This is a genomic window from Paraburkholderia sp. RL17-347-BIC-D (assembly GCF_046027915.1).
GTDB lineage: Bacteria > Pseudomonadota > Gammaproteobacteria > Burkholderiales > Burkholderiaceae > Paraburkholderia.
In genome coordinates, this window is record NZ_JARESS010000025.1 from 116,473 (window position 1) to 130,101 (window position 13,629).

The 13,629-nt window shown below is 61.5% G+C and carries 11 protein-coding genes; 6 read left to right on the top strand and 5 right to left on the bottom strand.

What is annotated here, in order from left to right; translation table 11 throughout:
• Positions 1-13: 13 nt before the first annotated feature.
• Positions 14-634: a trimeric intracellular cation channel family protein gene (locus P0D96_RS28900; protein WP_132376955.1), complete on the top strand. Its 621-nt coding sequence runs from the start codon at positions 14-16 to the stop codon at positions 632-634.
• A gap of 63 nt (positions 635-697) precedes the next feature.
• Here the strand turns inward: P0D96_RS28900 and fliD are convergent, their stop codons facing one another.
• Positions 698-2,206 carry a flagellar filament capping protein FliD gene (gene fliD, locus P0D96_RS28905; protein WP_408316842.1) on the bottom strand — a complete coding sequence of 503 codons (1,509 nt, stop codon included), beginning with the start codon at positions 2,204-2,206 and terminating at the stop codon, positions 698-700.
• 285 nt (positions 2,207-2,491) lie between these two features.
• Here fliD and P0D96_RS28910 point away from each other — a divergent pair, with 285 nt between their 5' ends.
• Entirely contained in the window at positions 2,492-3,151 is a 660-nt protein-coding gene (locus P0D96_RS28910) for a glutathione S-transferase family protein (protein WP_408316852.1), read from the top strand.
• Between the two features lie 137 nt (positions 3,152-3,288).
• Positions 3,289-4,203, top strand: coding sequence for a LysR family transcriptional regulator (locus P0D96_RS28915; protein WP_132375660.1), 915 nt, complete (start codon positions 3,289-3,291; stop codon positions 4,201-4,203).
• 87 nt (positions 4,204-4,290) lie between these two features.
• Here the strand turns inward: P0D96_RS28915 and P0D96_RS28920 are convergent, their stop codons facing one another.
• The 4 genes from P0D96_RS28920 to P0D96_RS28935 all read right to left on the bottom strand — a co-directional run bounded on the left by P0D96_RS28920 (position 4,291) and on the right by P0D96_RS28935 (position 8,741).
• A complete protein-coding gene (locus tag P0D96_RS28920) occupies positions 4,291-5,406 on the bottom strand; it encodes an ABC transporter ATP-binding protein (RefSeq protein WP_132375661.1) in 1,116 nt (371 codons plus the stop codon).
• A 99-nt stretch (positions 5,407-5,505) separates the two neighbouring features.
• Entirely contained in the window at positions 5,506-6,363 is an 858-nt protein-coding gene (locus tag P0D96_RS28925) for a carbohydrate ABC transporter permease (protein ID WP_132375663.1), read from the bottom strand.
• Entirely contained in the window at positions 6,353-7,291 is a 939-nt protein-coding gene (locus tag P0D96_RS28930) for a carbohydrate ABC transporter permease (RefSeq protein WP_132375665.1), read from the bottom strand. Before P0D96_RS28930 ends, P0D96_RS28925 begins: the two co-directional genes overlap by 11 nt.
• A 202-nt stretch (positions 7,292-7,493) precedes the next feature.
• On the bottom strand, positions 7,494-8,741 hold the full coding sequence (locus P0D96_RS28935) for an ABC transporter substrate-binding protein (RefSeq protein ID WP_408180682.1): 1,248 nt from the start codon (positions 8,739-8,741) through the stop codon (positions 7,494-7,496).
• A 542-nt stretch (positions 8,742-9,283) separates the two neighbouring features.
• Here P0D96_RS28935 and zwf point away from each other — a divergent pair.
• The 3 genes from zwf (at position 9,284) to P0D96_RS28950 (ending at position 13,529) form a co-directional block, all read left to right on the top strand.
• Positions 9,284-10,747 carry a glucose-6-phosphate dehydrogenase gene (gene zwf / locus P0D96_RS28940; RefSeq protein WP_408316844.1) on the top strand — a complete coding sequence of 488 codons (1,464 nt, stop codon included), beginning with the start codon at positions 9,284-9,286 and terminating at the stop codon, positions 10,745-10,747.
• 180 nt (positions 10,748-10,927) lie between these two features.
• On the top strand, positions 10,928-11,635 hold the full coding sequence (gene pgl, locus P0D96_RS28945) for a 6-phosphogluconolactonase (protein ID WP_408180684.1): 708 nt from the start codon (positions 10,928-10,930) through the stop codon (positions 11,633-11,635).
• Complete coding sequence (locus tag P0D96_RS28950) at positions 11,613-13,529, top strand: bifunctional transcriptional regulator/glucokinase (RefSeq protein WP_408180685.1); 1,917 nt, start codon at positions 11,613-11,615, stop codon at positions 13,527-13,529. Before pgl ends, P0D96_RS28950 begins: the two co-directional genes overlap by 23 nt.
• Positions 13,530-13,629: the final 100 nt, after the last annotated feature.

Consider the following 13,629-nt stretch of genomic DNA (forward strand, 5'->3'; position numbering starts at 1 on the left):
CGGAGCCACGGTGATCCATCCGAGGCTGACGCTCGCGCTGACCATCATGGAGGCGCTGGCGATTTTCGCGTACGCCCTCTCCGGTTTCATCGAGGCCAAAACCCGCCGGCTCGACGCGGTGGGCACGTTTCTGGTGGCGGTCGCCACGGCCTTCGGCGGCGGCACGTTGCGCGACGTGCTGCTGGAACGGCGGCCTTTTTACTGGGTCGAGCATCAGGATTATCTGATCGCGATCTTCGTCATGTCGCTGTTCGCGCCGACTCTCCTGAAAATGACCTCGCGGCTGGTTTCCGAGCGGGTTCTGCTGGTGGCGGATGCGATCGGGCTGGGGCTGTTCAGCATAGGAGGCACGTCGATCGCGCACGATGCGCAAATGCCGTGGTTCACCTCGGTGATGATGGGCGTGCTGACGGGGGTTTTCGGCGGCGTGATTCGTGACGTGCTGTGCAACGAAGTGCCGCTGATTCTGCGCGACTCGCGGCCTTATGCGACGTGTGCGTTCGTGGGCTGCTGGCTGTATGTGCTGCTGGATTATGCGGACGTCGATACGGTGTATAGCGTGCTGATCGCGACTGCCTTCATCCTGCTCGCACGGCTCGTGACGTTCCGGTTCAATGTGCGTTTGCCGCACTGATAGAGTGAATCGCAAAACGGCGCGTTGCCCGCGAATAGGCAACGCGCCGCCCTACATTCAAAGTTACTTATTGGTCGCCAGCGCGCCCGCGCTCTTCGAGCCGCCGAACAGCGCCGTCAGGTAGGCCGAGTTGTTATTCATGGTCGCCATCAACGTGTTCAGCGCGGTGAACTGACTTTGATACTGCTTCGTCAATTGCGTGGCGTAATCGCTCAGCTTGGTCTGCTGCGCGGTCACGCTCTTCAGGTCGGCGGTCAGCGCGTTGTTGCGCGTATCGATGATGCCGCCCGTCCGCGTGAACTCGTCGATGCTCTTGTTCAATTTGGCGCCGACGCCGTCGGTCGCATTGAACAAAGCGGCCACTTGCGCGGGACTGGAATTGAGCGCCGCAGTCAGTTTCGCGCTGTCGACGACCAGCGTACCGTCCGCCGGATCGCCCTTCAGCGTGATCCCGATATGCCCGAGACTCACCACCGAAGTGCCCTTACCAACCCCGCCGCCCACGATCGACGCCAGCGCGTTCTTGACCGTCAATAGCGTCGAATCGCCGAGCAGTGCGCCGCCCGTCTTCGACGATTTGTCGAATGAGGACAGCTTGCTGATCGTGGTGACGACGGTGTTGTACAGGTTGGCGAAATTCGTGATGGCCGTGTTCTGCGCGGTGGTGTCCGGCGCGATGGTCAGCGTTTGCGGGTTGCTAACCGAAGCGCTCGACAGATTCAGCGTGACGCCGGCGATCGCATCGGCGACAGCATTGCTGGCGCTGCGCGCCGCGATCCCGCCGATGGTGAGCAACGCGTCCTGCGCCACTTCGCTCTGATGCCACGCATTACCGGCATCCGACGAGACGATCGTGGACGCTCCGCCGTTCGCACCGGGCGTGGACGTCACCCCGAGGCTCGACAGGCCCGCGTCGATCTGGACGTTGCTGGTGGCCACGTTGATCGTGTTGGCCGAGCCGGTGGTCGCCGAGCGCAGCACGAGGTGAGCGCCGCCGGTGCCGGTCACGATCGTCGCCGTGACGCCGGGGTTGTTGGACGCCTTGTTGATCGCGCTGGCGATACCGCTGAGCGTGTTGTTGGTGCTGTCGATCGAGACGTCCATCGACTTGCTGCCGACCGAGATCGTCAACTTACCGGTGCCGAGTTGCGTCGTGGCGCCGAACGCCGCCGAAGATAGGCTCTGCGACGAAGCGATCTGCGTCACATCGATCGCATAGCTGCCGGCAACCGCACCCGGGCCCGCTTTCGGGTCCAGGCCCTTGCCGCTCGCGGTGGCCGCGAAGGTGGACAACGTGGTCCCATCCGACAGATTCTTGATCGCCGCCTGCAAGGCGGACAACGCCGAAGTGAGTGCGCCGTAGGCGGACAAGGTGGTGTTGTCGGTGGTTTGCCTCGCCTGCAGCGCCGCCGCCTGACCCGCCGTCTTGGCGTTGACGAGCGCCGAGACCAGGGTCGCCACATCCATCGACGAATTGCCGGTCGAACCGCTGATAATGGATTGCGCTGCTTGCTGGACCTGGCTTTGCGCGTTGGCCGTCGCGCTATTCACCGAGGACGTGATCGTAGACATGTAAAGCTCCCCGTGCGTCGAATTTATTCGTTATTCGTTGAGTGACGCCCCGGTCGCTTCTGTTGCGCCATTTATCCGGTCACGTCGGCGTCTCTTACAAAGTTTTCAAATGTTACACCATCTTTCTTCATAGTTTTGTGACGTTTTTGGCGTAACGAATGCCGGGTCGGATGAATCGTCATAGTGTCGATTTACGCCGCTGCCGTTCGTCGTGAGGTAAACGGCCCTTTGGCCGTCGTCGCGCCGCAGCGCACCCAGAATCAGCAACCGCCCAAGGTGACCACGATGCCCCTGAAGCTCTACGCCCATCCCTTCTCCTCTTACTGTCAGAAGGTCCTGACCGCGCTCTACGAAAACGGCACGCCGTTCGAACTGCGCCTGCTGGCGCACGACGACCCGCAAGTCATGGCCGAATTCGCCGCGCTCTGGCCGATCAAGCGCTTTCCGCTGCTGGTCGACGGCAGCCGGACCGTGATGGAGGCGAGCATCATCATCGAGTATCTGGGCCTCTATCATCCCGGCCCGGTGCCGCTGTTGCCGGCCGACGCCCCCGCGGCGCTGGAAGTGCGCAGCATGGACCGCTTCTTCGACAACTACATCTCGACGCCGCAGCAAAAGATCGTCTACGACAGCATGCGCCCTGAGCCGGAGCGCGACTCGCAAGCCGTGGCCGAGGCGCGCGCCATGCTCGACACCGCGTACGGCTGGCTGAACAAGGTGATGGCGGAACGCGAATGGGCGGCTGGCGACACCTTCAGCCTCGCCGATTGCGGCGCCGCGCCGTTCCTGTTTTACGCCGACTGGACGCACGCCATCGGCCCGGCGTTTCCGCACGTGCTCGCCTACCGCAAACGCCTGCTGGCGCGGCCGTCGTTCGCACGCGCGGTGGATGAGGCGCGCCCGTATCGCGCGTATTTCCCACTCGGCGCGCCGGACCGCGATTGAGGGACCGCGGCGCGGCCGCGTCGGCCGAAAGACGGGGGCCGGCGCCCCGCCCACCATCACCGTTTGCGACAACAATTTTTCCAGCCTATACACTTCACTTCGAAACCTACTTCCGCCACTCAACCTTAAGGCAAAACATGGACCGTTTCGAAGCGATGGAGATATTTACGCGTGTGGTCGAAGCGAACAGCTTCACCAAAGTATCCGAGTCGCTCGACCTGCCACGCGCCAAAGTCAGCCGCACCATCCAGGCGCTGGAAGAACACGTCGGCGTGCGTCTGCTGAATCGTTCGACGCGCCAGGTCAGCGTCACCGAAGACGGCGCGCTGTTCTACGAGCGCTGCGTGCGCATCCTCGCCGAAGTCACCGACGCCGAATCGTCGCTGTCGAACAAACGCGAAAATCCGGCCGGCACGATCCGCGTGGATACGTCCGGCACGCTGGCCCGCGCGCTGCTGCTCCCCGCGCTCGACGATTTCTACCGACAATACCCCGAGATCGACGTGCGGCTCGGCCTCGCCGACCGCAACATCGATCTGATTCAGGACGGCGTGGATTGCGTGATCCGCATGGGCACGCCGGAGGAGTCGAGCCTCGTCGCGCGGCGGATCGGTCAGGCGCGAATCGTCACGTGCGCGTCGCCGGCGTATCTGGAGAAATATGGCGAGCCGACCACACTCGAAGAATTGAGCGAGCACCGTGCGGTCAACTACGTGTCCGCGCGCACGGGCAGAACGTTCCCGTTCGAATACCAGGTGGACGGCGAGATCGCCAAGGTGTCGCTCAAGAGCGTGCTCGCCGTGAACGACGGCTCGGTCTACATCGGCGCGGCCGCGCTCGGTCACGGCATCATCCAGCCGTCGCGTTTCATGGTCGCCGATCTGATCGCGCAAGGCGCGCTGAAGGAAATTCTCACCGACTATACGAGCCCCGGCACGCCGCTCTCGGTGCTCTACGCGCATCGCCGGAATCTGAGTTCGCGGCTGCGTGCGTTCATCGAGTGGGTGACCGAACTGGCACGCAACAATCCGGATCTGCGCATCACGGACTAACGAAGCGAGGCGCGCAAAAACGAAAAAGCCCCATGCGTTGCGAAACGCATGGGGCTTTTCTTCTTCTAATGCAATCGAACTTCGCGATCAGGCAATCCGCTCTTCGTTCGTCGGATCGAACAGCACCGCCTTCGACGTATCGAACAGCAACGTCGTGTTCGTCAGCGGCTGCGGATTCGAGGCCGGGTGCACGCGGCTCACAATGCGCTTGCCGTTGACCTGCGCGAACACCAGCGTGTCCGGACCGGTCGGCTCGATCACGTCGACCTTCACTTCGATCGGCTGCAGCTTCGCGTTGTCGCCATGCGCGCCGCGCGCGTCGGTGATGCGCTCCGGGCGCAGGCCGAGAATCACGTCACGGCCCACATGCGACTTCACCTTCGCCGAGTCAAACGGCAGGTTCACCGCCGTGCGTGCGACACCCGTATCCAGTTCGAGCGCCACGCCCGCGCCCTGCTCGACCAGCTTGCCCTGGATGAAGTTCATCGGCGGCGCGCCGATGAAGCCGGCCACGAACAGGTTCGACGGCGAATCGTAGATTTCCTGCGGTGCGCCGAACTGCTGCACGATGCCGTCTTTCATCACCGCGATGCGGTCGCCGAGCGTCATTGCTTCGATCTGATCGTGCGTCACGTAGACGATCGTCGTGCCGAGGCGTTGATGCAGCAGCTTGATTTCCGAACGCATCTCGATACGCAGCTTCGCGTCGAGGTTCGACAGCGGTTCATCGAACAGGAACATGACCGGATCGCGTGCAAGCGCACGGCCCATGGCCACGCGCTGACGCTGGCCGCCGGACAGTTGACCCGGCTTGCGATCGAGCAGGTGCGTGATCTGCAGCGTGTTCGACACGCGGTCGACGATCTGCGTCTGCTCGTTCTTCGGCACCTTGCGGATGTTCAGACCGAACGAGATGTTCTCGCGCACCGTCATGGACGGATACAGCGCGTACGACTGGAACACCATCGCAATGTCGCGATCTTTCGGCGACAGGTTGTTCACCGTCTTGCCGTCGATCTGGATCTCGCCCTTGGTCACGGTCTCGAGGCCGGCAATCATGTTGAGCAGCGTTGACTTCCCGCAGCCCGAACCGCCGACGAGAATCAGGAACTGGCCGTCTTCGATGTCGATATTGACACCCTTCAGGACCGGCACCCCGTTCGGGTAAGTCTTGTACACGTCACGGATGGAAAGGCTTGCCATGCTGTGAATCCTCTTGTCTCTGGTACTGCTTGAAAACGTCTTCGGGTGACGGCGGCGCTTCATGAAGCGCCGCCGCGCTCGGATGGTTTAGCTTGGCGTCTAGCCCTTCACTGCGCCTGCCGTCAGGCCGCGCACGAAATAGCGTCCGGCGATGATGTAGACCAGCAGCGTGGGCAACGCGGCGATGATCGCGCCGGCCATGTCCACGTTGTATTCCTTCACGCCGGTCGAGGTGTTCACGAGGTTGTTCAGCGCCACCGTGATCGGCATCGAATCGACACCGGAGAACACAATACCGAACAGGAAGTCATTCCAGATCTGCGTGAATTGCCAGATCAGGCACACCATGAAAATCGGCAGCGAAACCGGCAGCAGAATCTTCGTGAAGATCGTGAAGAAACCCGCGCCGTCGATGCGCGCCGCCTTCACGAGTTCAGCCGGAATGCTGACGTAGAAGTTGCGGAAGAACATCGTGGTGAAGGCGATGCCGTAGATCACGTGCACCACCACCAGACCGGTGGTCGTGTTCGACAGGCCGAGGAAGCCTTCGAAACGCGCCATCGGCAGCAGGATCGCCTGGAACGGAATGAAGCAGCCCACCAGCAGCATCGTGAAGATCGGATCCGCGCCACGGAAGCGCCAGTGCGTGAGCACATAACCGTTGAACGCGCCGATGATCGACGAGATCAGCACGGCGGGAATCACCATCCGCACCGAGTTCATGAAGAACGGCTGCATGCCGTCGCAACGCACACCCGTACAGGCGCCGCTCCATGCCTTGATCCACGGGTCGATGGTCCAATGCGTGGGCGGCGTGAGCAGGTTGCCGGTGCGCAGTTGATCGATGTCCTTGAACGACGTGGACAGCATCACGTACAGCGGGAACAGGAAGTACAGGGCGAACAGGATCAAGGCCGCATAAATGACGGCACGGCTGATCGTCATCTTAGGCTGCATTGCGGGTGCTCCTCGATTCCAGATACATCAGCGGCACGAGCACGGCTACGACAGTGGCGAGCATCATCATCGACGATGCCGCGCCGACGCCCAGTTGCCCGCGATTGAACGAAAACGTGTACATGAAAATAGCCGGCAGCGACGAAGACGTGCCCGGACCGCCCGCGGTCAACGCAACGACCAGGTCGAAGGTCTTGATCGTGATGTGGCAGAGAATCAGCAGCACGGAGAAGAACACCGGGCGCATGCTCGGAATCACGATCTTTCGGTAGATGGTGGGCAGATTCGCGCCGTCCATCTGCGCGGCCTTGAAGATTTCACCGTCGACACCGCGCAGGCCCGCGAGGAACAGCGCCATCACGAAGCCCACGGATTGCCACACGGCCGCGATCACGACGCAGAAGATCGCCTTGTCCGGGTCGCCCAGCCAGCCGAACGAAAAGCTCGTCCAGCCCCAGTCGTGGAACACCTTCTCGAGGCCGATGCTCGGCGTCATGATCCATTGCCACGCCGTACCCGTCACGATGAACGAGAGCGCCATCGGGTACAGGAACACGGCGCGCAGCGCGCCTTCGTTGCGGATCTGCTGATCGAGCAGGATCGCGAGGAACAGACCCAGACCGATACAGATACCGATAAACGGGATGCCGAACCAGCCGAGGTTGGCAGCCGACGTCCAGAACACATCGTTATCGAACAGCTCGCGATAACGATCGAGACCGACAAATTCATAACGTGGCATCAGTCGCGAATTGGACAGCGACAGAAAGCCGGTAATGGCGATGAAGCCATACACGAAGATCAGGCTGATCACGACGCTGGGTGCGAGCACCAGCTTCGGAATCCAGCGATCGGCAAGGGCCGCCATCGGCGACGTGCGGCGGGTCACGGTGGCCGTTTTCCCGTTTCCGCTGATAGAAGCAGTCACTACTCGACTCCTGCTGAAACTGTGCCGCCCGGACCTTCACGCTGAAAAAACGCGAGGCCGTAACGACATAGGTGTGACTCTATGAAACCAGGGTGAAGCCGCCTGCCAATGCAACGAGTAAAACCCCGGCAATCAGCGACACGAAGGGCGCGCCCGGCGCCCGTTGCTGAACCGCCGGGCGCGCCGCTTCGTTTGACGCAACTTACTTGGTCTTCGCTGCCTTCGCGAGCGCGGCAACAGCGCTCTTCGAATCCTGCTGCGAGTTCATGAACTTCGTGACCACGTCCGAGATCGCGCCGGCTGCTGCATCCGGTTGCGCCATGCCGTGTGCCAGCGAAGGCACATAGCCGCCCGACTTGATCGCCACTTGTTCATCCGCGTACGACTTTTTCGCGCAGTCGTCGAACTTGGCCATCGACACGCCCAGACGAACCGGGATGGAACCCTTGTTCAGGCTGAACTGTTCCTGGAAGTCCGGCGACATGATCGTCTTCGCCAGTGCGAGCTGACCCGGCGTTGCCGCCTTCTGACCCTTCTGCTGGAAGAACACGAACGAGTCGACGTTGAACGTGTACGACTTTTCCGTGCCCGGCACAGCGGCGCAGATGTAGTCCGAGCCCGACTTCTTGCCGGCGTTGGCGAATTCGCCCTTCGCCCAGTCGCCCATGAACTGCATGCCGGCCTTGCCGTTGATGACCATGGCCGTTGCCAGGTTCCAGTCACGACCCGTGCGGCCCGCGTCGAAGTAACCCTGAATCTTGCGGACCGTGTCGAACACGCCGACCATCTGATCCGACGTCAGCGTCTTCTCGTCGAGATCAACCAGCGCCTTCTTGTAGAAGCCCGCGCCTTGCGACAGCACGACGTCTTCCCACAGCGTCAGGTCTTGCCACGGCTGGCCACCCATCGCGATCGGCTGGATGCCCGCGGCCTTCATCTTGTCGGCGACCGCGAAGAACTCAGGCCACGTGGTCGGCGCCTTGCCGCCCGCCTTGTCCAGCGCTGCCTTGTTGATGTACAGCCAGTTCACGCGGTGCACCGAGAACGGCGCCGCGACGTAGTGACCGTCCGCGTGCATGATCTTGTCGATTTCCGGCGGCAGGTTCTTCTTCCAGTCACCCGCGACGGAGTCGATCGGCACCAGCACGCCTTGCGACGCCCAGTCCTGGATCAGCGGACCCTTGATCTGCGCAGCGGTCGGCGCGTTGCCCGAGATCACCTGCGTCTTGAGTGCCGTCATGGCAGCCGCGCCGGCGCCACCCGCAACCGCGAAGTCCTTCCACGTGTAACCCTGCTTCGTCATGTCGTCCTTGAGGACGCCGACGGCTTTCGATTCACCGCCCGAAGTCCACCAGTGCAACACTTCGACCGACTCGGCGGCTTGCACAGCCGAGACGCCACACATCAGACCTGCGGCGCACAAAGCGCCCATGATCGCGCGAAATTTCATTGCTTATCTCCTCCAGACACCTGAACAAAAAACAAATGGCCCCTGATGTCGCCAGGGTGCTGTGGTTGGTTCAAACAGGCAAAACACTGGGCGATCGAGCACGGTCGGGCGCATGCCTTAAGGCATGTGCCGGCGGACCGATTTTCGGCCGCTGGAAGCTCAAGAGATGAGTGGTTCGGGATGCAACTGACTGTCTCCTCTTTTGATTTTTGCCTGCCCGCGTCGCGCGCGGCAGACTCGAGGTGCCTTGCACGTCAACTTGGGGCAGACCCTGCCGGCGGTTCAGCTCCCCGGCTTTCCGTAAGGGCCGCCGGGGCATGCTGGCACGTGCCGACACGCAATGTCCGTTAACATGCAGGGGACGCCTGCCGATTCGGGAAAACGCGCATCTTGACTCACAGCGCACGCTTTTTTCATCGAATTAGCGCTACCTCTTGATTTGGATTGTAGTTAAACTACAATTCAGTGTCAAAAAATATTTTATCGGACTACGGTCGCGCTTTCGCTCACCTTCCGCGGCCCCAGGACATCGACGGAGACTCATGCAAACCGATTCAAGCTTCACCTTCGTTCTCTTCGGCGGCACCGGCGACCTGTCGATGCGCAAGATCCTGCCCGCACTGTTTGAAGCACACCGTGCAGGCGGCATGCTGGCCGACAGCGGCAAGATCGTCGCGGTGGCGCGGCATGCCACGGATCGCCGCGAGTACATTGAGTGGGTGAACGAGCACGTCAAACCGCACGTGTCGAAGAACGGTGTGGACGAAACGGCATGGGCGAGCTTTCTGGAGCGCATCGAGTTCGTGAATATCGACCTCGGCAAAGCGGAAGACTTCGTCCATTTGCGCGACGCGATCAAGGATCTGCCGGGCATCCGCGTGTTCTATCTGGCAACGGGCCCGTCGCTGTTCGTACCGATCTGCCATGCGCTGGCATCGGTCGGGCTGAACGAGAATTCGCGCATCGTGCTGGAGAAGCCGCTCGGCTACGACCTCAAATCGTCGAATGCAATTAATGATGCGGTCGGCGAAATCTTCGCTGAAGAACAGATCTACCGGATCGACCACTACCTCGGTAAAGAACCGGTGCAGAACCTGCTGGCGCTGCGCTTCGGCAATGCGCTGTTCGAGCCGCTGTGGCGCCGCGAGTGGGTCGAGAGCATCCAGATCACGATCGCCGAAGAGCTCGGCGTGGAAGCGCGCGGCGACTTCTACGACAACACCGGCGCGTTGCGCGACATGGTGCAGAACCATTTGCTGCAACTGCTTTCCATCGTGGCGATGGAACCGCCGCACTCCATGGATTCGGATTCGGTGCGTGACGAAAAGCTGCGCGTGCTGCGCGCTTTGAAGCCCATCGATCCACGCGATATCGGCAAGGTCGCCGTGCGTGGGCAGTATCATTCGGGCGTGATTCGCGGCACCGCGGTGCCGGCGTACGCCACCGAGTCCGGCGTGAGGCCGGACAGCACGACCGAAACCTTCGTTGCGCTGAAGGTCGAGATCGAAAACTGGCGTTGGGCTGGCGTGCCGTTTTTCCTGCGCACCGGTAAGCGCCTCGCCGACCGTGTCGCCGAGATCGTGGTGAACTTTCGTGCGGTGCCACATTCAGCGCTGGGCGCCTCCGCATTGCGCGCCGGCGCGAACCGTCTGGTGATCCGCCTGCAGCCGAACGAAACCATTCGCCTGTACTGTCTCGCGAAGCAGCCCGGCGAAGGCATGAACCTGGCCAGCGTCCACCTCGACCTCGCGTTCGACCAGTTCTTCCGCGAAGGACAGATGGAGGCATATCAGCGTCTCCTGCTCGATGTGATCAACGGGCGCCTCGCGCTGTTTGTGCGGCGCGACGAGCAGGAAGCCGCATGGCGCTGGGTCGAACCGATCCTGAACGAATGGAAGGCGTCGAACAAGCCGCCCAAGCCGTACGCATCGGGTACGTGGGGACCGGCTGCATCGAGCGCGATGCTGGCGCAGCACGGCACCTGCTGGCTCGAAGAAGAGAATTGAATCACGGCGGCGCGTCGTATTGAATGGAATATGACGTGTCGCCCGTAAGACCCACCGACGAACTGAACGGAATGGCGCCGGTATCACGAGGGCGCCTGCAAGTCATCCACTTTGCAGGCATCGCGTGAGAGCAGTACGGCACATTCCGCAGATCACACAAAAAAGCAGCACGGAGGAGAAGTGATCGAGCTTCACGCTTTCGACGATCAACGCGCCCAATCCGACGCGTTGGCGAAAGCGGTCGGCGACGCGTTGCATGCGTCGCTCGCCGCACAGGCCGCCGGTTCCACCACCGGCGCGCGCCCCGCAATGCTTGCGGTGTCCGGCGGCAGCAGTCCGCGCCCGTTCCTGCAGACGTTGTCCACGCAAACCTTCGACTGGGCGCGCATAGCCGTGACGCTGGTCGACGACCGCTGGGTGCCGGAGACGGACAGCGCGAGCAACTCGCAACTGGTGCACGCCACGCTGCTGCAGAATGCCGCGAAGGACGCCACCTTCTGGCCGCTCGTGGACACCACGCAAGATCTGAACGCGCATGTCGCCGCGCTGAATGCCGATTCGCGCTTCAGCGTCGTGCCGGACGTCGCGATTCTCGGCATGGGCGAAGACGGCCACACCGCGTCGATCTTTGCCGACTCGCCCGAATGGGACCATGCGATCACGACGACCGAGCGCTTCGTTGCCGTGCACCCCGGCAGCGCGCCGCATGCGCGCGTGAGTTGGTCCATGTCCGCGTTGAAGGAAGTGAAGCATCTGTTCTTGCTGATCGCAGGACCGCGCAAGATGGACGTGCTGAATGCCGCGTCCGCTTCGCTACAAAAAAATGCCATCTCGCAGTTGGCAAACGACAAGGGAGTGAGACTCGATGTCTACTGGTGTGCAAACTAAGGCTGTTCCGGGCGCGGGCCAGCACGCCGATGGACCGAGGCTGCTGGCCGACATCGGCGGCACCAATGCGCGCTTCGCGCTGGAGACTAGCCCGGGCGAAATTGGCTCGGTGAAGGTCTATCCGTGCGCGGACTATCCGGGCGTTGCCGAAGTCATCAAGAAGTATCTGAAGGACACCAAGATCGGCCGCGTGAATCACGCGGCGATCGCCATTGCGAACCCGGTCGATGGCGATCAGGTGAGCATGACGAACCACGACTGGAGCTTTTCGATCGAAGCCACGCGACGCGCGCTTGGTTTCGACACGCTGCTGGTGGTGAACGACTTTACCGCGCTGGCGATGGCGCTGCCCGGTCTCACCGACCAGCAACGCGTGCAGGTGGGCGGCGGCGCGCGTCGGCCGAATAGCGTGATTGGGTTGCTCGGTCCGGGCACCGGCATGGGTGTGTCCGGTCTGATTCCCGCTGACGATCGCTGGATTGCGCTCGGCAGCGAAGGTGGCCACGCTACGTTCGCGCCGGCTGATGAACGCGAAGACATCGTGCTGCAATATGCGCGCAAGAAATGGTCGCATGTGTCGTTCGAACGCGTTGCCGCGGGGCCTGGCATCGAAGTGATTTATCGCGCGCTCGCGGGCCGCGACAAGAAGCGCGTGGCAGCAAATGTCGACACCGTCGAGGTCGTCAAGCGCGCGCTGGAAGGCGAGTCGCTCGCGGCTGAGTCCGTCGATGTGTTCTGCGGCATTCTCGGCACCTTCGCGGGCAATATCGCGGTGACGCTTGGGGCGTTGGGTGGTATTTATATCGGCGGTGGTGTCGTGCCTCGGCTTGGCGAGTTCTTTTCACGTTCGTCGTTTCGTAAGCGCTTCGAGGCCAAGGGCCGGTTCGAGGCTTATCTGCAGAACGTGCCGACGTATGTGATTACCGCTGAATATCCCGCGTTTCTCGGTGTATCGGCGATTCTTGCCGAGCAGTTGTCGAATCGCGCGGGCGGTAGTTCATCGGCGGTGTTCGAGCGGATTCGCCAGATGCGCGATGCGTTGACGCCGGCCGAGCGACGTGTGGCTGATCTCGCGCTGAATCATCCGCGGTCGATCATCAATGATCCGATTGTCGATATCGCTCGCAAGGCGGATGTGAGTCAGCCGACGGTGATCCGGTTTTGTCGTTCGCTTGGGTGCCAGGGGTTGTCGGATTTCAAGCTGAAGCTGGCGACGGGGTTGACCGGTACGATTCCGGTGAGTCATAGCCAGGTGCATCTGGGTGATACGGCGACGGACTTCGGCGCGAAAGTGCTGGATAACACCGTGTCGGCGATTTTGCAGTTGCGCGAGCATTTGAACTTCGATCAGGTCGAGCGGGCTATCGATCTTCTGAACGGCGCGCGGCGGATTGAGTTCTATGGGCTCGGGAATTCGAATATCGTCGCGCAGGATGCGCATTACAAGTTCTTCCGGTTTGGTATTCCTACTATTGCCTATGGCGATTTGTATATGCAGGCGGCGTCAGCGGCTTTGCTTGGGAAGGGGGATGTGATTGTTGCTGTGTCCAAGTCAGGGCGCGCGCCTGAATTGCTGCGCGTGCTGGATGTGGCTATGCAGGCCGGGGCTAAGGTGATTGCTATTACTTCTAGCAATACGCCGTTGGCTAAGCGGGCTACTGTGGCTTTGGAAACCGATCACATTGAAATTCGTGAGTCGCAGTTGTCCATGATTTCGCGGATCTTGCATCTCGTCATGATCGATATTCTTGCTGTTGGAGTGGCTATTCGGCGCGCTGTGCCTAGTGCTGATGTCGCGGAGACGGTCGCCAAAGCCAGGCAAGGGGCTGATGATGATGCTAGCGCTGTGCTCGATTGGTTGAGTCATGGGGCGGCTTCTTCGGCGCGGGATTGATGTTGCGGGTTTTGGTCTGCGCCGCAGGTGGTTGCTGGTTTTAAGGTGTTGGCCTTTCCTTGATTTGTTAGTGGTCTATTCGCGTTGCCCCTGTGCGGGG